Here is a 21,728-nt window from a genome sequence, read left to right on the forward strand (position 1 = left end):
CAACGAAAAAGCCTCACGCGGCCCGGTGCTGCGTGAGGCTTTTTCAGGGATCAGGGCCGGTTAACAGCAGGATTCAATCCGGCGTATTGCGGCAAAACAATGTGCCAACTCAACACTCAATGCGTCGAAACCTGTTTCTCGCAAAATCACAGGTCCAATATCTGCGCTGTATAATGCGCCTGAACCGCCCCGCCTGAAAAGGCGGGGCAGTTCAGTGACCTATCGGTTGCTGGTGCCGATGGCCGACAGGCCTTTCAGGATATCAATGGCATAGGCCAGTTGGTAATCCTCTTCGCGCAGCGCTGCTGCGGCTTCGGCCTTGGCACGGTCGGCTTCGATCTGCTTGATCTCATCTTCCGACAGGCTGTCGTTGTTCAAAGATCCGCGCAGATCCGCTTCGGAGCGGGACGGACGGTTTGTCGACTCATCCTCTTCTTCATCGGCCAGACTGCGGCGCGGCTGTTCGACAACGATATCAGGGGAAACCCCGAGCGACTGGATCGAGCGACCTGATGGCGTGTAATACCGCGCGGTTGTCAGGCGCATCGCGCCGTCACTGCGCAGGGGCATCACGGTCTGCACCGACCCTTTGCCGAAACTCTTGGTGCCGACAACGATGGCCCGGCGGTGGTCCTGCAAAGCACCGGCAACGATCTCGGAGGCAGAGGCAGAGCCACCGTTGATCAAAACCACAATCGGTTTGCCCTGCGCCAGATCGCCAGCGGTTGCGTTGAACCGCTCACCGTCCTGAATTTCTCGCCCGCGGGTGGAAACGATCTCGCCCTTTTCAAGGAAAGCATCCGACACGCGGATCGCCTGGGTCAGCAAGCCACCGGGGTTGTTGCGCAGGTCAATAACGATGCCGTTGATCTCATCAATGCCACCGGCTTCTGCGATCTGCTCTTCGAGGCCGGATTGCAGGTTGGTGTAGGTCTGGTCGTTGAAGGTCGTAACCCGCAGCACAACCGTATCGCCTTCGGTGCGCGTGCGCACGGCGGTCAGTTTGATCGTGTCACGAATGATGGAGACATCAAACGGCTCCGGCTCGCCTTCGCGCACCAGCGTGATGATGATCTCGGACCCGACGGGGCCGCGCATCATGGTGACCGCTTCGTCCAGCGACAGGCCCAGCACGGATTCGCCATCCACGTGGGTGATGAAATCGCCCGCTTCGACGCCCGCCTCATCCGCAGGGGTGCCATCAATCGGCGAGACCACTTTGACAAAGCCTTCTTCCTGTGTGACCTCAATCCCAAGGCCACCGAATTCACCGCGTGTCTGCACCCGCATCTGTGCCGCATCATCCGGGCTGAGATAGCTGGAATGCGGATCAAGCGAGGTCAGCATACCATCAATCGCAGCTTCGATCAGTTCACCGGGATCGACCTCTTCGACGTATTGCGCACGAATGCGTTCAAAAATATCACCGAAAAGATCAAGTTGCTCGTAAACGTTGCTCGACCTTGCGGAGTCCTGCGCAAGCAAGGGACCTGCGATCTGGGTTGTCGCGACAACACCTGCAAGGGTTCCACCCAATGCCGCCATGGCAAATTTTTTCATAAATCTCTATCCATCCTTATATGTCCGGAACCAATCGCTCGGATCCTCAGGCGTATTGTTCACTCTTACCTCTATATAGAGCGTTTCTGAACGCCCTGTACCAGTCTGATCACCATCTGTTGACAGCTCTGCGGCAATTTTATCGTCAACACCACCCATAAGGCCCAGTGGCGCATCCGCTTCGATCACATCACCCGCGGCGCCATAGACGGTTTCGAGCCCCGCAAAGACAAAGAGAACGTCGGCCTGCGGTTCGAGAATCACCACCTGCCCAAAATCAAGCAAAGGCCCGACATAGCGGAGTGTGGCAGGCACGGGACTGGTGACAAGGGCGGCGGGCCGCGTGGCCAAAATGATGCCCGGGCGGCGGATACCAGCCGCATCCGCCGCGCCGGACGCGCGCAAAAGGTGACCCCGGACGGGCAGATCGAGCGCGCCTTTCTCCCCGACCAGATCGGGCGGGACGATGGCGATCTCTTCGAGGATAACGCGGTCAAGACCTGCCGCGAAGTCATCCAGCGTTTCAGCCGTGTCGATAAGAATGGCCTCATTGACTGGATCGCTGACAAATCGTTTGGGCAATTCGGTTCGCTCTGCCATGGCTTGATTGAGCGCGGCGCGTGCGTCCTGCACCTGTTGCAGGGCCGCTTCCAGGCGGGCAGATGCATCCGTTTGAAGGGCCGCCAGCGCCTGCATCTCCTCAAGGTCCCGGCGCACCTCAGCCGCCTTGGCGCTGAGCGCCGGGGTCACTTCGGCCACCAGCATCCCGGCGCGTGCCGCCCCTGTCGGGCCACCGGGGTGAAGCAGTATGACCGGCGAGGACGCGCCCCCAACCCGCTGCAATACCGCCAAGAGCGACGCGATCTCGCGTTCCTGCGCGATGAGTTGCGCGGATAACTGCGCCTCACGGGCTGTGGCCTGCCGCAAACCGCTGCGCAAGGCACCAAGGCCTTCTTCGAACGCGATAACGGTTTCGCTCAGGGCGCGCACCCGGTCACGCGCAGATTGGGCGGTTTCCAGTTTTTCACTGGCCTCATCCAGCATTTGCACGGCCAGCCGCGCACGCTCCGCAGGCGCGGTTTGTGCGACAGCCAATGCAGGCAGCAATAGCGCCGTCAAAAGGGCCAGCAGTTTTATGAAATGAGGCATTTGCCGGTCATTTCCTTTGGTGATTCCAATCCCATCAGATGCAGGATGGTGGGGGCCAGATCGGCCAGCCGCCCGTCACGGAGGGTCGCACCGTCAGGCGCGCCAACCACGACCACAGGCACAGGGTTCAGGGTATGGGCGGTATGCGGCCCACCCGTTTCCGGGTCAATCATCACATCGCAATTGCCATGATCCGCCGTGACGATCATCGCACCACCCGCCTTTTCCAGCGCCGCCAGAACCCGGCCAAGCCCCTGATCAACCGCCTCGCAGGCTTTCATCGCGGCCTGCAAATCGCCTGTATGCCCGACCATGTCCGGGTTGGCGTAGTTCACGACGATCAGGTCATAGCCTTCCTCAATCGCCGCGACAAAGGCATCCGTGACCTCTTTGGATGACATCTCAGGCTGTAGATCATAGGTCGCCACATCGGGGGACTTCGGCATCAAACGGTCCTCACCGTCGAAAGAGACCTCTTCGCCGCCGTTCAGGAAAAACGTCACATGCGGGTATTTTTCAGTCTCCGCCAGCCGGTATTGGCGCAAGCCCTGTTGCGCCACCCAATCCCCCAAGGTGTTCACGATTTCCGGCTTGGGATACATTGTCGTCATATAGTTGGCATGCGCCTCGGAATACTGCGCCATGCCCATCAAGCTGGCCCATTTCGGGCGGGCCCCCGTTTCAAAGGCGGTAAAATCGGGATCGCCGATTGCGGCCATGATTTCGCGGGCGCGGTCGGCGCGAAAGTTCAGGCAAAAGAACCCGTCGTTGTCTTTTGCACCTGTGTACCCGCCCAGAACCGTGGGTGAGATGAATTCATCGTTTTCACCCTGCCCGTAGGCCTGATCCACCGCATCCGATGCGGACGCGGCCTTGCGCCCTGTGCCCGTGACGATGGCCTGATATGCCTTGGATACCCTGTCCCAGCGATTGTCGCGGTCCATGGCAAAATAGCGCCCGGTGACGGTTGCAATCTCGACGCCGTCCGGCAAAGCCGCCTGAAGAGTCTCAAAATACCCAAGGGCAGAGCGTGGGGCCACGTCGCGCCCGTCTGTCAGCGCATGAATGACCACGGGAATATTTTCATCAGCGAGGGCCTTGGCGGCGGCAATCATATGGTTGATGTGCCCATGCACCCCACCGTCCGAGACGACGCCCATCAGATGCGCCGTGCCGCCGCTGTCTTGAAGGGTCACGATAAAGGCCCTGAGACGGGAGTTTTGCGCAAAAAGCCCCTCTTCGATCGCCAGGTCAATCTGGCCTAGGTCCATGGCCACCACGCGGCCTGCGCCAATATTGGTATGACCGACCTCGGAATTTCCCATTTGCCCGCTGGGCAGCCCGACATCGGGGCCAAAGGTCGTCAGCGTCGCGTGCGGGCAGGTCGCCATGAGGCGGTCCATATTGGGGGTATCGGCCAGCAAGGGTGCGTTACCTTCGCGCCGCTCGCTCAGCCCCCAGCCATCAAGGATGCATAGTGCCACGGGTTTGGGTCTGGTCATATCTGCGCCTGCTGCTCTGCCTTGTTGCGGGCCTTGTAACGCTTGGCGGGCGCGGGGTGAAGGGCGCAGATGCCCTAGTCCGGATTACCGCGCGTATAGCTGAGTTTGGACAGATCGGGTGCTTTGCCCTCTGCGGGTGCAAGGGGCGCGGGGCTGGCCCCCGGCTGTGGGGTCAACCGGTGCCTGAGCAGCGCCATCGGATGCGCCCTGAGCGTCAGGCGCATGGCGACATAATCCTCGACCACCTCTTCGCCCAATGTCATTTCGGGCAACAGGGCTGCGGGTTCATCAATGGCTTCTCCGTCGATATCGCCTGCAAACAGCGGCAGCGGCGCGCCCGGCACCAGCGCCTTGGCCTCCCAGAGGGCAGCGCGGCGATTAAGGTCGAGGGCGGCAAAAACATCTGCCTCGGCAAGACGTTCGATCATCACTGGCTGCAGCCCGGCCCGTCGCCATACATCGCGCACGGAGCGATAGCCGTTGCCGCGCGCCGCTGTCAGCCACGTGGCGTCCTCTTCGCTGATGCCCTTGATCTGCCGAAACCCCAGCCGCAGGGCGAGACCGCCGCGCCCGTCCGGCTCCATCACATTATCCCAGAAACTGGCGTTGATGCAGATGGGCCGCACATCGACCCCATGCTCGCGTGCGTCCCGCACGATCTGGGCGGGGGCGTAAAACCCCATGGGCTGCGAATTCAGCAGCGCGCAGGCAAAGATGCCGGGGTGGTGGCATTTGATCCAGGACGAAGCATAGACCAACAGCGCAAAACTGGCCGCGTGGCTTTCGGGAAACCCATAGGATCCAAAGCCTTCGATCTGGCTGAAGCAGCGTTCGGCAAAATCATCATCATAGCCTTTGCGTTTCATGCCCCGCAGAAACAGGTTCTTGAATTCACTGACGTTCCCGTGCTTCTTGAAGGTCGCCAGCGAACGGCGCAGACGGTCCGCCTGATCGGGGGTAAAGCCCGCGCCGACAATGGCGATCTGCATCGCCTGTTCCTGAAACAGCGGCACGCCCAGCGTCTTGCCCAGCACCTCGCCCAACTCGTCGGAAGGAAAGGAGACCTCTTCTTCGCCATTGCGGCGGCGGATGTAGGGATGCACCATATCGCCCTGAATGGGGCCGGGGCGGATGATCGCGACCTCAATCACCAGATCATAGAAACAACGCGGGCGCATGCGCGGCAGGAAATTCATCTGCGCGCGGCTTTCCACCTGAAACACCCCGATGCTGTCCGCGCGGCACAGCATATCGTAAACTGCTGGATCCTCGGGCGGCAGCGAGGCCAGCGTGTGGCTGACATTATGGTGCATCTGCATCAGATCAAACGCCTTGCGGATACAGGTGAGCATGCCCAGTGACAGCACATCAACCTTGAGGATACCGAGCGCCTCGATGTCATCCTTGTCCCAGCAGATAACGGTGCGCCCTTCCATCGTGGCGTTTTCAATGGGGACCAGTTCGTCAAGCCGCCCTTCGGTGATGACAAATCCGCCGACGTGTTGGCTGAGGTGGCGGGGAAAGCCGTTGATCTCATGGACGAGTGCAAGGGTCTGCTGCAGGCGGCGGTCATTCGCATCCAGCCCGATTTCGGCCATGCGTTCCGCTTCGATCCCCTTGGTGGAAAAGAACCCCCAAAGCTGTGAGGAGAGGGCAGAGATCGTATCTTCGCTCAGCCCCATGGCGCGGCCCACCTCGCGGATGGCGCGTTTGACCCGGTAGTGCACGACCGTCGCGCAAAGCCCCGCGCGGTGGCGGCCATAGCGTTCATAGATGTGCTGGATGACTTCTTCGCGGCGCTCATGTTCGAAATCCACGTCGATGTCCGGGGGTTCGTTGCGCGCCTCTGACACGAAACGCTCAAACACCATCGTGCCGATTTCGGGGGAGACGGAGGTGACACCCAGACAATAACAAACCACCGAATTGGCCGCGGACCCGCGCCCCTGACACAGGATGTCACGCGACCGGGCAAAGGCCACAATGTCGCGCACGGTCAGGAAATAGGGTTCGTATTTCAACTTGCCGATGAGGGTGAGTTCATGTTCCAGCAAGCGGTGAACCTTGTCGGAGGCCCCTGCCGGGTAGCGCCATGCGAGCCCCTCATAGGCCAGACGGCGCAACCGGCCCGATGGGGTTTCATTCTCCGCAATCTCTGACGGGTATTCATAGCGCAGTTCATCCAGTGAGAATTGCAGGCTTTGGGCAAGGGTGTGGGCGCGGTCCACGGCGGAATCAAACCCTTTGAAAAGGCGGCGCATCTCGGCCTCTGAACGCAGGCGTGCCTCGCTGTTGGGCAAGGCGTCGCGGCCCAGATCATCAACGCGGCAGCCCGCGCGGATGGCGGTTACAACATCTGCAAGCTTGCGGCGCGCACCGTGATGCATGACAGGAGCCGCACTGGCCACTGTCGGCAAGCCGAGACGCCGCGCCTGTTCGGTGAGGTCTGCAAAGCGCTGAGGGTCACGGCCATCATACTGTGGGAAAAGGCCGATATGAATTTTCCCGCCAAAACGGTGCGTCAGCTGTCGCGCGGTTTGCACCCATCCACCCGCGCCGCACGGCACCCCCTGCGCCTGTGGCCAGAGGATCAATTGCAGCCCGCATCCCCCTTCCAGCAGGTCTTGCTGGCGCAAGTCACAGGCCCCTTTTTCGGCTCGCTGCCGTCCCGTTGAAAGCAGGCGGCACAGGGCGCCCCATCCTGCGCGGTTTTCCGGCAGGGCCGTGATGTCGCAAGCATCCGCGAAAACCAGCCGGGCTGCCGGGATCAGGCGCGGCGTTGCGTAAAGGGTCGCAGGCGCCACACGCAGCCCCGCCGGCAGGGCCGGGCCGATCTGATCATTTGCGGCCTCCCACGCCTGCCGCTCGCGCACCTGCCGGGCAATGTCACGCGCCTGCGCATAGGCGCGGACAATGCCTGCAACCGTGTTTTCATCCGCAATCGCAATGGCTTCGATACCCAGTGCCGCTGCACGGGACATGTATTCCTCCGGGTGGGACGCCCCTTTGAGGAAGGAAAAATTAGAGGTGATATTGAGTTCAGCAAACATGGTTACAGATCATCATATTCTTTTTTTGTTCTCATTTGGAGTCTCATTTGCGAGCCACGAAAACAGATTTCATCAAAAAGAATGACGCCCGCCCTGTCAGGCCCATGCAGGTGAGCGCGATCACATGGTTTGATAACTCTGAAAAATCAGATGCAATGATTTCAATGGGTTATGTGGGGTGATTATCACTTGGTTTGGTGCGTTTGGGCGTCAAATGCGGATTTGGTGCAAATCAGGCGGAAAATTATCTAATAAAATCAATGTGGGACATAGCGGAAGAGCAACTCAATAGTTGCCAGTTGCTACTTCCATTCTTTGAGATGTGGATTGTCTTTCAGGTCTTCTTCCAACTGGTTGGCCACCCTATCCAGAGTAGCCTGTGGATCACGCAAATCCTCTTGCATCAAAAGGGCCTGCGCAGTTTTCAAGTCTACCTTCAACGCCTCCATTTTTAGCCTTAGCTCATGCACCGCGCGATGCATCACCAACCAAAACGGCAGCAAGTCCAAAAAGACTGGTAGCGCTGTATCTACGTCACCGCTGGAAGCTATTTTTTGTCTAAGAATTGTGAAGCGCACTAAAGCAATAGACTGGCCCCGCTCCTCAAGTTCTGGCCAACTTTGTGTAGCGTTCTTTGACACGCCCTCTTTTGGAGGCTCAAGCATTTGAACAAATCGGTTTGGTACACGACCCCGCGAACGCCAAGACGATATTGTGCTTTGATCAATACCCAATTTTCTAGCCAACTCGGCATTATTTTGGGCGCTTAGCACAGACCTTAAGCCTGCAATCGTTTCATCAACTACGTTTTCCATCAAGCCCTCTTGACTTCGTTATATGCAGCGCTCATACTTTGCATGTAAAGTTTTGTATGGATGCGCAATGTCTGATGTAAAGATACCAGATCACCTTCGGCAACGCCATAGGCAAGTCCGTGCGGGGTTTATCGTTCAGGGCACTAGCCTTCAAGAGTGGTGCAGGAGCGCAGGTGTAAAACGGCAAAACGCCGATAAGGCGCTACTTGGGCAATGGCAGGGTGAGAAGGCCAGCAATCTGGTACAGCGCATTTTGGCCGCTGCGACGTCCATAGAATGAACCTTTCTGTTACATCAATTGTCGGCTTGCCGGGAATGCCAACAACTACTTTTGGGACACGAAAGTGGTTGAAATGCAGAAACGTTGCACATGAGAAGCAAGGCAAGAGATTTGTATTCAACCTCTGCGACCTGCCCGAAGATATCCGCACCGCGTACCTGACCCGCCAAATCGAACTGGCTGGGCTTGATACTGGCACCTATGATGAAGCGGCGCATGACCAGTTGCGCGCGGCCCCTGCGTCGATGCAGACCGCCGCAGAACGGCGCGCAGCCATTACACGGCTGCTGGTAAAGCTGGGTGACAGTGTGAGTTGGAAAGACCGGCGCGCGCTGGTTTGCAAAGAGTTCGGCACCAAGGGCAATTCGATCCAGAGCCTTAAACGCCTGTTCAAAGAGGTCGAGAATACTGACCCGATCAACTTCGCGCCTGCGTTACTGCAAGGCCATAAGGGTCGCACGGTCAAGGCTGATATCGCGGATGAACTTTGGGAGTTGTGGCTTGGTATCATTCAGAAGTCCGCGCCCTCCCATGCGCTGACGGCGGTTTATGACGATGTTCAGTTGATTGCAGACAAGAAGGGGCTGGCATGGCCCAGCTACCCGACGATCCTGCGGCGCTGGAACGCCTTGCCAGAGATCGAGCGCACTACCCTTCGCCACGGTGGCAAGCACGCAGCCAAAGAGCTTTATCAGCCGCAACGGCGCAGTGTTGCCAAGGTTCAGGCCATGCAAGTCGTTGAAATGGATGGCCGAACGCTGGATATCTGGGCGGAGTTCGAGGACGGCACGATAGCGCGCCCCACCATGATCGCGCTGGTGGATCGCGCCTCTTTCAAGGGCCTGCACTTCGTAATTGGTAAGGGCGAAACGGCCCTGCTTACCCGCGACCTTATCCTTGAAACCTGTGATCGCTATGGCATTTTTGATCAGTTGTTGACGGATAACAGCCGCTCATTTTCTGGCCTTTTGGTCGCCGGTGGCGTCAAGCACAAGTTCCGCAACTCCGGGTCTCGCTTGCCTGAGTGGGAACCGCCCGGTGTCTGTGAACACTTGGGCATCGAATTGAAGTTCACCTTGCCGCACAATCCGGGTGCTAAGATACCGGAAAGCAAATTCGCAAAATGGTCACGTCGCATTGACACCCGGCCTGAATTTGCCGGTGCGCATTCAGGGCACAACCCGCTCGACAAACCTAACGGCAACGAAACACCGGTTCCAATCGCTTTGGTGCGTGAAATTTATGCACGCGAGATGGCCCGCGACAATGCCAAGGCGGGCCGTCGCACGCAGAATGCGCGCAAGGGTGAGAGCTATGACCAGACCTTTAATCGGCTGTTGCAGAGCCGCATTCACAGGCCCATGCAACCCAAGCAGCGCTGGCGCGCATCCTTGCTCTATCAGGTGCGCACCGTGGATCGTCTGGGGCAGATTAGGGTCAACGGCTGGGTTTATGGCAAGGACAGCCTGGACGGCTCACAAGAGCGGCTTTTGCCCTATGCAGGCCTGCCGGTTTTGATCGGCACGGATCCGTCGAACTATGCAGCGCCCGCGATTGCCTTCGATATGGACACAAGGCGCGAGATCATGGCCGGTATCCAGCCCGATCTGGAAGGTGACTACATGGATCAGGACGGTGCCCGTGAGGCCAGCAAGGAACGCGCGCGATTGCGCAAGATCACCCGCGAGATTGAAACCCGGCACAGCCGCGACTTGTCCGATTTCTACGCCGATCTGAACGACGGCCGGGACCTTGGGTGCTTGGATGATCCGGCCCGCGCCAATGTCGTCAAACCCAACTTTAAAGACCCGATCCGCGCGAAAGCCAATGCCAAATCTGAGGCAACGGAACGCGCGGAACGTCAGGAATTCTTGGTCCGCATGAAGGCGGAACAGAATGAACGAAAGGCCAGCGGTGGCACCCGCCAGCCTTTCTGAATGTCACCAAACCTTAGCAAAGGATCACGATAACATGAGAGAAACCATACAACCCATCGACACCACGGTCTACACGACTTTGGATTGGCAGGTCAGGAACCTGCTTAAAACGGCCGGGCTTGGCATTGCGCGCGGCCCGGTCGGCATCGGAAAGAGCTATTCGATCAACCGGCTACATGATGAGTTGGAAGCGGAAGGCGTGAAAGTCATCTTGGCGACCTGCGCGCCCAGCACGGAAGGCAGCTATCAGGCTTTCGTGAAGACCATTCTTGCAGAACGCAACGTCTACCATACAGGCATAGTGGACTGCATGGAGGCGTTCGAGACCCTGATAATGGGCAACCCGCACGGCTATATTCCGCAGCCTTCCATCTTAATCGTGGACGAATGTCAGGGGATGCGTGCGCCGGTTCTGACCATGTTGCGCCAGCTTTGGGATATTGGCGATCCCGCACGACTGAACGGCAAGGGAACAGCCTTTGCGATGCTGCTTTGCGGCAACAATACCTTCCTGAACCGAAGCGGTATCGTGCGTGAAATGGACCTGCACCCGTTGCGCGACCGTCTCACCATGAAAGTCCGTCTTGATGCGCCTGACACCGCGGAGTTGGACAGTATCGCGCAAAGTTTCTGCCCGCATGATGCAAACGCCTTGGCAGAACTGCGGAAATACGGGCGCAAGCGTAGCAACGTCCGGGCGATTGCACAGGCCTACCGCATGGCGGGAACGCTGTCGGGTGCAGCACCGGTATCCGCTCAGAACGTTCGGGACGCGATTAAAATGATGGAGGGTGTGTAATGCCGGAAGTCATCATATCCATCCCGATGTCGGACGAGGAAGCACAGAAAACAGTCGGCAAGCAGATCATGGTTTTGTTTGTGTCGGATGATCAGCGCGCGGCGATAAGCGCCACCATGGGTCAGACCCATGAGTTTCTGAGCCTCACACATCAGAACCTTAACACACTGGGCGAAATCGCGGAAACCCGTGGCGCCGGCGAAACGGACCTGACCAAAACCATCGGACAGTTGCGCGACCCGTCCCGCAAGGTGCTGGGCGCGTTCGAGGGGCTCATGAAGTTTTTAGGACAGGCGCATTTCATCAAGCCCGGATCGAACGGGGAGAGACTGCAATGAACGTATCCACACACCACGTTGCAGTTGCCGTTCCCGCCGATAAGCTTGCTGCGCTCTATGATGCGATGAACGAAAGCCCTTACTATCTTGTGCGTGCGGCTGAGGTGCTGCGCCTGATTTCAGCGGCTATACACGACGTAACATCTGACGAGGACAACGCACCTCCCGAAATCTGGAAATATGCCGGAACCGCCGAGCTGTGCGCCATCGGGCTTGAACAGATCATGCATCAACATGGTGAGCTGCTGATCGTTATGAGTTCACAGGTCAGGGAAGCCATCAATTTCAACGATCACATAGGACAGGGGCAAGACCAATGAAGCTGACGAACAAACAGATGGCCCTTTTGCACGTGGCCAAGTCCAAGCTGGACCTGTCGGAGCATCAATACCGCGCCACGCTGGTGCAGATCGCCGAGGTGACCAGCGCCACCGAACTGGATCAGGACGGCTTTGACGCCATCATGGGCTTTTTCGAGTATCTTGGCTTTACGCCGCTCACACCGCGCGCCAAGGACTACGGCACCCGCCCCGGCATGGCGAGCTTTGCGCAGATCGAGCTGATACTGGCCCTGTGGCACGAATACACGGGCGGCAAGGCGGGGGAAGCCGAGTTGAACAAATGGCTTTTGCGGACGTGGAAAATATCCAGCCTGCGGTTCCTGAGCAAAGCCATGGCACCCAAGGCCATTACAGCGCTGAAATCCATGAAGGCCCGCGCGGCCTGACCAGCCTGAGCAAGGATGCAGAGGGGCGGTGCGCGGTGCGTGCCGCCCCTTGCTTTTGAACAGGGGCGGGAAAACGGCCCGCTGAGCGCCTTTAAAGCCCAATTGGCCCCGGTCCCCCACGATACCGCCTAACGGCCCGCAAAACCGTTTAAGAATTGAGCTACGGCCTTTAAATCCATCCGGGCTTCGTGACGTTCCCAGAACGAAGCTCAATTTGACCGTAAAATAATGGCATGCTACCAATTCGGCGCTGGTCGGGCATAAGACACCGCAGTTCGGTTGTGGCTCGTTTCGGACGTTTCGTTGTGGGACGATCAGCACTCTGAAACACCGTGCTGCATGGCCCTCCGCAAGAGGCTTGCGGATGTACCGACTTCCGGCACTTTCCTAGATTGTTGGTATTCGCCCGGAACGCTTCCGACAGGCTCAACATCACGTCAGGAAATTGCACCTTGTTTCTAGATACAAAAACACTCGAACTTGTCTTCAAAGGCTTCCAAACAGTCTATTCAGACGCCTATCTCAAGGCGACTGTTCATTGGGACAAGATTGCCATGCAGGTGCCAAGCGCCAGCGCGGAAGAAACCTATGGCTGGCTTGGGGATTTTCCGCAGATACGCGAATGGCTTGGCTCGCGTATCGTGAACGGTCTGGAGGCGCACAGCTTCAAGATACTCAACCGCGAATTCGAAAGCACAGTTTCAGTCGGCCGCAGTCACCTTGCAGATGACAAGCTGGGCATCTTCAAGCCCGCCTTTTCTGAAATGGGCCATTTGGCCCGCAACCATCCCGAAGAACTGATCTTCAACCTGTTGGCCTCCGGGTTTGATACGCCATGTTACGACGGGCAGAATTTTTTTGATACGGACCACCAGATCAAGGCACCGGATGGCAGTTCCACCAGCGTCAGCAACATGCAGGATGGGTCCGGACCCGCGTGGTTCCTGCTGGACACCTCTCGCGCTGTGCGACCCATCATCTGGCAAGAACGCGAAAGCTATAAATTCGAGGCGCTGGACCGCCCGGGTGACTACAATGCGTTCTTTCACAACGAATACATCTATGGGGTGCGCGCGCGTGTCAACGCGGGCTTCGGTCTATGGCAGTTGGCCTATGGCAGTAAAGACATATTGGGCAGCGATAACTATGCCGCTGCCCGTGCCGCCATGATGGGCTTTCGCAGCGATGGTGGACGCATTCTGGGCGTCAAACCGATGATGCTGGTCGTGCCGCCGGAACTGGAAGAAAGAGCGCTTCAGATCGTCAACACTGAATTCAGTACGGGCGGCGGCACCAACCCTTGGCGCGGCACCGCTGAATTGATCGTCACCCCATTTCTGGCGGGCTGATCGTGGCTGACCTGAGCACCAGCTTGCAGGCCGCACCACTGGCGGCGGAGGCACCGGAGTGGGTGCATCTGATGCCATCGGGTGCCATATCCGGGCGCGATGGGCGCAGCTACACCGTGAGCAACCCGGACGCCTTGGTCGCGGCCTTTCACGCCCGTGGCGTCGATCTGCCCATCGACTACGAGCATCAATCCGAGACGCACAAGGAAACGCGCGTCGGGCCGGTGCCTGTGGCGGGCTGGATCAAGGACATGAAGGCCCGCGCGGATGGCATCTGGGGCCGTGTTGAATGGACCGCAGCCGCGCGCGACCTGATCAGCCAGAAAGCCTATCGCTATCTCAGCCCGGTGATGATGCACCGCAAGGATGACAAAGAAGTGCTGCGTCTGAAGGGCGCGGGCCTTGTGCATCACCCCAACCTTACCCTTACCGCTCTTGCGTCTCAGGAGGACACCATGGACGATACACGCCCTTTCATGCACAAGATTGCAAAGCGTCTCGGCCTTGCGGATGGTGCCAGCGAAGACGAGATCATGCAGACGCTCGAAGACGCGCTTGGCAAGACGCCTGACCCGGAAAAATATGTGCCCATCGCGGCGATGCAAAGCCTGATGGATGACCGTGCCCAGACGGCTACTGCCATGTCTGAAAGCCGTGCCCTGGCAAAGGTCGAGGACGCGCTTGAAAAGGGCCACATAACGCCGGGGATGAAAGACTGGGCCACGTCGCTTTGCCGCCAGAACGAGGCCAGTTTTGACGCCTTCCTTGAGCGCTCAGGCAAGGTGTTTTCCAAGCTGCTGGAACCGACACACACCACGGCCCACCCGCCCAGTGTTCAGACCAGCACCGCGCGCGCCGAAAGCGAGATGGCGGTGTCGATCTGCCGCCAACTGGGGCTGGAAGAAACGGCTCTGAATTCATGACATTCGCCGGGGCTGCTGTTGGTGACGGCCCCGGCGATGTGTGCGGCGTGTTCACTCATGCCCCGCACCCCGGCCCTCTGGCGTTCGTTCATTCCGTCAGAGGGCTGCATTTCAAACGCTGGCCATATACATTTCAAATAGAGGTATTATAATACCTCTATTGTGTTAGATTAAGGTTTGCCCAATGTCGGAAATCCAGCCTCTCTGCCCACTGCCGCCAGCGCATGTCGCAACCTATGTAAATGCTATGGGTGTTGAGACGGCGATTGAATTCCTGCTGAACTTCGGCGGGGCAGAAATCCACCTCACGACGAAGCCGAGCCGCGGAGGGATGGTGGAACGTGTCATTGGCTACGAGAAAACCAAGCGCCTTGTAGAAGTGTCAATCAACAGCAAGCACCGTGTGCCGCTGGCGAACAAATGGCTGGCGCAATGCCTCTACTGCCAAGGCCTTTCAATCGCGGCCATCGCCCGCCGCGTGCGCCGTTCCGACACGACGGTGCGCAAGTATCTCAGGGGCACCAACACGCCAAGGTCAATGAAAAGGTAGCTGCCATGATTGAAATCCAAATTGACCAAGATGAAATTCGCGAGGCTCTATTGGATCTGGGTGAAAAACTCAATGATATGACGCCTGTGTTTCAGAACATCGGAGAAGCTCTGCTTGCCAGTACGGAGGATCGCTTTCGGGAAGGCGTTTCGCCGGACGGTGTTCCTTGGGCACCGAAATCTCAAACCACCATCGATGCCTATACCGCCAAAGGCTTTGCAGTGGACTTCCGTCCGCTCTGGGGCACGAACCCTAAAGGCACCGCTTTGAGAGATAGTTTGTTCTTTCAAGCCGGTCCTGACTATGCCGAGATAGCGACTGGTCAAGCATACTCCGCCGCAATGCAGTTCGGTGCGCAAAAAGGGGAGTTTACAAAAAGCGGATCGGCAAGCTCCGTTCCTTGGGGTGATATTCCTGCGCGACCGTTTCTGGGCGTAAGTGACGAGGATGAACACAACATTCTGGCCGACCTGAAAGAATGGCTGGACGTCGCGACGTGACTGGGAATGAAATAAGCGTCCGGGTGGCAGCACTTGAAGAGCTTGAACGACAGATCAAATCAAGTATCGACTTGCTTGCCGAGATTGACAGGTCCCTAAGCCTTTTGAACGGCACTGAGAGGCCCGTTCAAACACCATTTGAAACCCCTTTAAAGCCGGTTGCAAACGCTGCCCAGCATCTGCGCGAACACCGCCCCGGCCGGCCATCTAAGATTGACAACGACCCGGAACTACGAGCATTCATCGTCGCGAGGATCAACACGACGACATTCACGGCGCTGGAAAGAGAAGTTGCCGAGGCTTTTCCCCCGGATCGAAGGATCGGTAAAAGCGCCATTCACAACTGGTGGGAACGCAATCTGAAAAGCATCCCCAAATCTGATCCCGAATAGCCCGGAGACACCCGTCCACTTCCGGATACCAAACCAAGTGATTACCCCATCCAAACCATGTGAACACTACTAGCAGGCACGGGATTGCGGATCGCTGTTCAGATGGGCTTGCCCCGCGACGCGGGTTTGGCCATAAAGCAGCCGTGTCGAGTCAAGGAAACCTCCCCATGCAGCAGCCTCCCGAGACAAAGATTGTCGATCGCTTTCGTATTGCCTGCGACGGCGGCGAAGGTGCGCTTGGGCATCCGCGCGTCTGGCTGCAGATTCCAAAAGACACCGGCTGGGTGGAATGTGGCTATTGCGATTGCAAATATATCCACGAGGACTACGCAGAAAAAACATGAGCGCCTGCATGTGTTGCACCTGTAATCGGTGCTATGTGCAAGCCAAGGACATGTGACGCATTTGTCATGTCTTGAGACATCTTGAGGGAGCGGTTCGATGACAAACACTTTTGGCAAAGGGCATCACCTTCACCTCATCGACGGGTCGGCGTTTATCTTTCGGGCCTACCATGCGCTGCCCCCTCTGACGCGCAAATCAGACGGGCTGCCCATTGGGGCGGTGTCGGGGTTTTGCAACATGCTGCACCGCTATGTCGAAGGAAACACCGGCCCTGATGCGCCCACCCATGTCGCCGTTATTTTCGACAAGGGCAGCCATACGTTCCGCAACGACATGTATGATCTCTACAAGGCCAACCGGGACGCCATGCCCGAAGACCTGCGCCCGCAGATCCCCCTGACACGACGCGCGACCGAAGCCTTCAACATCGCCTGCAAGGAAAAGGAAGGCTATGAGGCGGATGACATCATCGCGACACTGGCCGTTCAGGCACGGGCCGCTGGCGGGCGCTGCACCATCATCAGTTCCGACAAGGATCTGATGCAACTCGTCGGGGACGGCGTCGAGATGTTGGATGCGATGAAAAACAAGCGGATCGACCGCGATGGGGTCTTTGAGAAGTTCGGCGTTTATCCCGAACGGGTGGTAGATGTTCAGGCGCTGGCCGGCGATTCTGTCGATAACGTACCGGGCGCACCCGGGATCGGCATCAAGACCGCCGCACTGCTGATCAATGAATTTGGCGATCTGGATGCGCTGCTGGAGCGTGCCGCGGAGATAAAACAGCCGAAGAGACGCCAGACGCTGATCGACCATGCCGATCAGATCCGCCTGTCGCGCAGGCTGGTTCTGCTGGACGAGGCCACGCCGCTGGATTTCACGCTGGAAGACCTTGAGGTGCGCACCCCCGACCCGGATCAGTTGATGCCGTTTCTGGCCGAAATGGAGTTCAGAACGCTGACCAAACGCATTGCCGACCAGCTCAAGGTCGAGATGCCGGAAATCAACGACACGCCCGCAAATGCGCCCGCCGCCCCTGAAATCGCCGATGTGCCTTTTGACAAGGCGGGATATTCTCAGGTCGACAGCGCAGAGGCCCTGCAAGGGTGGATAGATCAGATTTACGAGCGTGGCTATGTCGCCGTGGACACCGAAACGACGGGTCTGAATGAGATGACCGCAGAGCTTGTCGGCATTTCGCTCTGCGTTGAACCGGGCACGGCCTGCTATATCCCGCTTATCCACAAAGCGGCTGGCAGCGACGATCTGTTCGGCTCCGATGATCTGGCGGAAGGGCAAATGCCGCTGGAGACGGCGCTGGAAATGCTCAAACCCGTTCTGGAGGATGAGAGCATCCTCAAGATCGGGCAGAACATGAAATATGATGCCAAGGTATTCGCGCAGGTGGGGATCACCGTTGCGCCCATTGATGACACGATGCTGATGTCTTACGCCATGCACGGTGGTCTGCACGGGCATGGTATGGACGCCTTGTCGGAACGGTATCTGGGCCACACGCCGCTGCCCATAAAGCCGCTGTTGGGCTCTGGAAAATCCGCGATCACCTTTGACAAGGTGCCGCTCAGCGAGGCGGTGCCCTATGCCGCCGAGGATGCAGATGTCACGCTGCGTTTATGGCAGCAGTTCAAACCGGCGCTTCACCGCGCGCAGGTCACGAAGGTCTATGAAACGCTTGAGCGTCCGATGGTGGCCGTGCTTGCGGATATGGAACGTGCCGGTATCAAGGTGGACCGCGACACGCTCAGCCGGATGTCCAATGCGTTCAGCCAGAAAATGGCGGCGCTGGAAGATGAGGTTTACACGCTGGTCGGGCGTAAATTCAATGTGGGCAGCCCCAAGCAATTGGGTGAAATCCTCTTTGACGAGATGGGATTGCAGGGCGGCAAGAAGGGTAAGACCGGGGCCTATGCAACCGGTGCCGATGTGCTTGAGGATTTGGCGACCGAACACGAATTGCCGCGCCGCATCCTAGACTGGCGGCAACTGTCCAAGCTGAAATCGACCTATACGGACGCGCTGCAGGACCACATCAACCCGGATACGGGCCGTGTGCATACGTCTTATTCGATTGCCGGGGCCTCGACGGGGCGGCTCGCCTCAACCGACCCGAACCTGCAGAATATCCCCATTCGCTCTGAAGAAGGCCGCCGCATCCGCGAAGCCTTTGTCGCCGAGGAAGGCAAAACGCTGGTAGCGCTCGACTACAGCCAGATTGAATTGCGCATCCTTGCGCATATCGCCGACATTCCGGCCCTGAAAACCGCCTTTGACGACGGGCAGGACATCCACGCCATGACCGCGTCTGAGATGTTCGACGTGCCGCTCGATGAAATGACACCGGAGATTCGCAGGCAGGCCAAGGCGATCAACTTTGGCGTCATTTACGGGATCTCGGGCTTTGGTCTGGCGCGCAACCTGCGTATCCCCCGCAGCGAGGCGCAGGGCTTTATCGACCGGTATTTCGAACGATTCCCCGGCATCCGCGCCTATATGGACGACACCAAGGCATTTGCCAAAGAACACGGCTATGTCGAGACGCTGTTTGGCCGCCGGATTCACACGCCCAATATCGGGGCAAAGGGGCCGCAGGCCGGGTTTGCCGCGCGCGCTGCGATCAACGCCCCGATACAGGGCACCGCCGCCGATGTGATCCGCCGGGCGATGATCCGCATGCCCGCCGCCATCGCGGAATTGCCCGCAAAGATGCTGTTGCAGGTGCATGATGAGCTGTTGTTTGAGGTCGATCAGGGGGCGCAGGACGCGTTGATCGAGGCTGCACGCAGCGTCATGGAAAGCGCCGCCGACCCGGTTGTACACCTTGACGTGAAACTGACCGTGGATGCGGGGCAGGGGCCGAACTGGGCCGTCGCGCATTAATACGTCATGGCAAAAACCTGACTTACATAGCACTGACTGAAAAAAAATGATTTCAATGCGTAACGTGATACGCGGTATTTCAGGTATTTGGTCAGACGTTCTGGGTCTGGAACAGGGCCATCCAGTCCAGATGTTCTTCGGTGCGCCCATCAACGGTGTAATCGGCAACCAGCCACCCGGCATATTGCGCGCGGCTGATCGCAGCCGCGAGGGCTTCGAAATCCATCGCGCCGCTGCCGGGCGCAGCGCCGTTTGTGTCCGCCAGTTGGATATGCCGGATGAGGTCGGCGTAGGTCTCGAACACCGACACGGCATCGCCGCCCAGAGCTGCGGCGTGTTGGCTGTGAAACTGCAAACCAAGGTTGGGCGCACCAACATCACGGATCACCCCCGCCGTGACCTCAAAATCGGACAGAAATGCATCGGCTTGTGCCTTGGGTTCCAGCGTCAGCATGATCCCGTCGGGTGCTGCGTCACAGGCATGGCGCAGGTTTGCCACAAGCGTTTGGCGCGCTGCCGCGCCAGAGGCGACACCCGCGATGATGTGCAGCACTGGCACCCGCAGCGCCTCACAATAGCGCAGCGCGCGGCGCAGATCATATTCAAACCGCTTTTCCAGGCCCGGTACGGCGGCAAACCCACGCTCCCCACCGGTATAATTGGGGGGCGGTGCGCAGATATGCACAACGGGCAGGCCGGACCGCAGGGCGGCGCGCTGCGTCTCCTTGGCGGGCATTTCGTAGGGAAGCGGCACCGCGACACCTTCAAACCCTGCCGCCTGCGCCGCCTCGAAACGGTCCAGATAGGGCAACTCAGCCCAAAGCGTGCTGAGGTTGGCGGCAAGTTTCGGCATGTTCGTTCTCCCCCTCGGATCACGCTACCAATCGCGACCACAAGACCCAAGCGCAAAGCCCGTAAAATGCCAACGTCAGGGCAATTCCGCGCTGGGAATGACTGGAAAGAAAGCTCCGGACGACCACAGGCCGAACCAGCCCTCATGATGCGCGCCCAGATCAACGAGCCGGTAAAAGCTCTTGCGGTCGATCAACGCGTCCAGATTGCTGCGCACCCGGACATAGGGCGAAGGTTCGCCGGTTTTGGGATCACGTTCCACCCGGATGGGCAGGTCAGCGCTTGCAACCGCGCTGTCATCCACATGGGTGAAGAATTTCAAAACCTGATCCGTGCCACTGCCGCGCGCTTCGAAGTCGATGGCGACAAAGGGCGCGTCATCCACGGTGATCCCGACCTTTTCCACAGGGGTCACGAGGAAATAATCTTCGGCCTCTTTCTTGAGAATCGACGAGAACAATTTCACCAAACCGGGCCTGCCAATCGGCGTGCCCTCGTAAAACCACGTACCATCGCGGGCAATGCGCATGTCCAGATCGCCACAAAACGGCGGGTTCCACAAATGAACAGGCGGTAAGCCGCGTGTTTTTGCTGCATTTATTGACGCAGCAAGGCCCTCTGCGGAGGGGGTAACGGTTTTTTGTCCACTCATTGCTTTTGCCATTTCATCATAGCGCCATAGATTTACACTGAAGCATATAACCCAACGGAGCGCATTGTCATGAGTGAAGCAGAGGATTTGGTCGCCGAGATCGAGGCACTGGGCGAGAAATTGGCGCAAGCCAAGTCATCCATCACCAAGCGCTTTATCGGACAGGAGCGCGTGGTTGAGTTGACGCTGACGGCATTGCTCTGCGGGGGCCATGGGCTGTTGATCGGTTTGCCGGGTCTGGGCAAGACCCGTCTGGTTGAGACACTGTCGACCGTCATGGGGCTGCATGGCAACCGCGTGCAGTTCACGCCTGACCTGATGCCAGCGGATATCCTCGGCTCCGAAGTGCTGGATACGGCATCGGACGGCAGCCGCGCGTTTCGTTTCATCGAAGGGCCGATCTTTTGCCAGCTGTTGATGGCGGATGAAATCAACCGCGCCTCGCCGCGCACGCAATCCGCCCTGTTGCAGGCGATGCAGGAGAAGACCGTCACCGTGGCCGGTGAAAACCGCACCCTTGGGACGCCGTTCCACGTTTTGGCGACGCAAAACCCGATCGAGCAGGAAGGCACCTATCCTCTGCCCGAAGCCCAGCTTGACCGCTTCCTCGTACAGATCGATGTGGCCTATCCGGACCGCGACACGGAACGCGACATTCTGCTGGCGACCACCGGCGAGGTTGAGGAAGCCTCCACCGAAGTCTTTTCCGCCGCCGATCTGCTGGCCGCGCAGAAATTGCTGCGCCGCATGCCAGTGGGCGAAAGCGTGGTCGAGATGATCCTTGATCTGGTGCGGGCCTTCCGTCCCGAAGAGGACAGCGCCAGCCAGCAGGTGCGTGAAACCGTGGCATGGGGCCCCGGCCCGCGCGCGGCACAGGCGCTGATGCTGACCGTGCGCGCCAAGGCCCTGCTTGAAGGGCGACTCGCGCCTTCGGCCGAAGATGTGATCGACATGGCCCGCCCCGTGCTCAGCCACCGTATGGCGCTGAATTTCGCGGCACGGGCACGTGGGGACAGCCTCACGGATCTGATTGAAAGTACTGCGGTGACACTTTCCGGGACAAAGGCCGCCGCGTGAGTTCCCTGTCTTCCCTGCCACAAGACGCGCGCC

The 21,728-nt window shown here is 58.6% G+C and carries 20 protein-coding genes; 13 read left to right on the forward strand and 7 right to left on the reverse strand.

Going from position 1 to position 21,728, the window contains the following annotated elements; translation table 11 throughout:
• Nucleotides 1–219 precede the first annotated feature (219 nt).
• The 5 genes from RD1_RS01555 to RD1_RS01575 form a co-directional block, all read right to left on the reverse strand.
• Complete coding sequence (locus RD1_RS01555) at nt 220–1,560, reverse strand: S41 family peptidase (RefSeq protein WP_011566679.1); 1,341 nt, start codon at nt 1,558–1,560, stop codon at nt 220–222.
• Between the two features lie 6 nt (nt 1,561–1,566).
• Nucleotides 1,567–2,709, reverse strand: coding sequence for a murein hydrolase activator EnvC family protein (locus RD1_RS01560; RefSeq protein WP_011566680.1), 1,143 nt, complete (start codon nt 2,707–2,709; stop codon nt 1,567–1,569).
• Nucleotides 2,694–4,211 (reverse strand): 2,3-bisphosphoglycerate-independent phosphoglycerate mutase, encoded by a 1,518-nt coding sequence (gene gpmI, locus RD1_RS01565; protein WP_011566681.1) that lies wholly within the window; start codon nt 4,209–4,211, stop codon nt 2,694–2,696. The genes RD1_RS01560 and gpmI overlap by 16 nt, the downstream gene beginning before the upstream one ends.
• A gap of 74 nt (nt 4,212–4,285) precedes the next feature.
• The gene (locus RD1_RS01570; RefSeq protein WP_011566682.1) at nt 4,286–7,261 is read right to left on the reverse strand and encodes an error-prone DNA polymerase; all 2,976 of its coding nucleotides are present in this window, start codon (nt 7,259–7,261) and stop codon (nt 4,286–4,288) included.
• 302 nt (nt 7,262–7,563) lie between these two features.
• Entirely contained in the window at nt 7,564–8,076 is a 513-nt protein-coding gene (locus RD1_RS01575) for a hypothetical protein (protein ID WP_143090237.1), read from the reverse strand.
• Between the two features lie 348 nt (nt 8,077–8,424).
• Between RD1_RS01575 and RD1_RS01585 the strand changes: the two genes are divergently transcribed.
• From RD1_RS01585 to polA, 12 genes are all read left to right on the forward strand, one after another.
• A complete protein-coding gene (locus RD1_RS01585; RefSeq protein ID WP_044032880.1) occupies nt 8,425–10,293 on the forward strand; it encodes a transposase domain-containing protein in 1,869 nt (622 codons plus the stop codon).
• A 34-nt stretch (nt 10,294–10,327) separates the two neighbouring features.
• Nucleotides 10,328–11,092, forward strand: a complete 765-nt coding sequence (locus tag RD1_RS01590) for an ATP-binding protein (RefSeq protein ID WP_044032881.1) — start codon at nt 10,328–10,330, stop codon at nt 11,090–11,092.
• A complete protein-coding gene (locus RD1_RS01595; protein WP_011566686.1) occupies nt 11,092–11,430 on the forward strand; it encodes a hypothetical protein in 339 nt (112 codons plus the stop codon). The genes RD1_RS01590 and RD1_RS01595 overlap by 1 nt, the downstream gene beginning before the upstream one ends.
• Nucleotides 11,427–11,750, forward strand: a complete 324-nt coding sequence (locus tag RD1_RS01600) for a hypothetical protein (protein WP_011566687.1) — start codon at nt 11,427–11,429, stop codon at nt 11,748–11,750. The genes RD1_RS01595 and RD1_RS01600 overlap by 4 nt, the downstream gene beginning before the upstream one ends.
• Nucleotides 11,747–12,157, forward strand: coding sequence for a regulatory protein GemA (locus RD1_RS01605; protein ID WP_011566688.1), 411 nt, complete (start codon nt 11,747–11,749; stop codon nt 12,155–12,157). The genes RD1_RS01600 and RD1_RS01605 overlap by 4 nt, the downstream gene beginning before the upstream one ends.
• A gap of 452 nt (nt 12,158–12,609) precedes the next feature.
• Nucleotides 12,610–13,506, forward strand: coding sequence for a Mu-like prophage major head subunit gpT family protein (locus tag RD1_RS01610; protein ID WP_044032882.1), 897 nt, complete (start codon nt 12,610–12,612; stop codon nt 13,504–13,506).
• Nucleotides 13,507–13,508: 2 nt separating this feature from the next.
• Entirely contained in the window at nt 13,509–14,429 is a 921-nt protein-coding gene (locus RD1_RS20405; protein ID WP_050759039.1) for a phage protease, read from the forward strand.
• Between the two features lie 184 nt (nt 14,430–14,613).
• A complete protein-coding gene (locus RD1_RS01620; protein ID WP_011566691.1) occupies nt 14,614–14,979 on the forward strand; it encodes a helix-turn-helix domain-containing protein in 366 nt (121 codons plus the stop codon).
• A gap of 5 nt (nt 14,980–14,984) precedes the next feature.
• The gene (locus tag RD1_RS01625) at nt 14,985–15,479 is read left to right on the forward strand and encodes a phage virion morphogenesis protein (protein WP_011566692.1); all 495 of its coding nucleotides are present in this window, start codon (nt 14,985–14,987) and stop codon (nt 15,477–15,479) included.
• Between the two features lie 23 nt (nt 15,480–15,502).
• Nucleotides 15,503–15,871: a hypothetical protein gene (locus tag RD1_RS01630; protein ID WP_146120767.1), complete on the forward strand. Its 369-nt coding sequence runs from the start codon at nt 15,503–15,505 to the stop codon at nt 15,869–15,871.
• A 167-nt stretch (nt 15,872–16,038) separates the two neighbouring features.
• Nucleotides 16,039–16,215, forward strand: a complete 177-nt coding sequence (locus RD1_RS20590) for a zinc-finger domain-containing protein (protein WP_074958561.1) — start codon at nt 16,039–16,041, stop codon at nt 16,213–16,215.
• Between the two features lie 97 nt (nt 16,216–16,312).
• Nucleotides 16,313–19,114 (forward strand): DNA polymerase I, encoded by a 2,802-nt coding sequence (gene polA, locus RD1_RS01635; protein WP_011566693.1) that lies wholly within the window; start codon nt 16,313–16,315, stop codon nt 19,112–19,114.
• 91 nt (nt 19,115–19,205) lie between these two features.
• On the opposite strand, the gene RD1_RS01640 is transcribed toward polA, so the two are convergent.
• Nucleotides 19,206–19,967: a hydroxypyruvate isomerase family protein gene (locus RD1_RS01640; RefSeq protein ID WP_011566694.1), complete on the reverse strand. Its 762-nt coding sequence runs from the start codon at nt 19,965–19,967 to the stop codon at nt 19,206–19,208.
• A gap of 75 nt (nt 19,968–20,042) precedes the next feature.
• Nucleotides 20,043–20,618 carry a DUF1285 domain-containing protein gene (locus tag RD1_RS01645; RefSeq protein ID WP_011566695.1) on the reverse strand — a complete coding sequence of 192 codons (576 nt, stop codon included), beginning with the start codon at nt 20,616–20,618 and terminating at the stop codon, nt 20,043–20,045.
• Nucleotides 20,619–20,687: 69 nt separating this feature from the next.
• On the opposite strand from RD1_RS01645, the gene RD1_RS01650 reads away from it, so the two are divergent.
• Nucleotides 20,688–21,695 carry an AAA family ATPase gene (locus RD1_RS01650; RefSeq protein WP_011566696.1) on the forward strand — a complete coding sequence of 336 codons (1,008 nt, stop codon included), beginning with the start codon at nt 20,688–20,690 and terminating at the stop codon, nt 21,693–21,695.
• Nucleotides 21,696–21,728: the final 33 nt, after the last annotated feature.

Source organism: Roseobacter denitrificans OCh 114 (genome assembly GCF_000014045.1).
In the GTDB taxonomy this organism is placed as follows: domain Bacteria; phylum Pseudomonadota; class Alphaproteobacteria; order Rhodobacterales; family Rhodobacteraceae; genus Roseobacter; species Roseobacter denitrificans.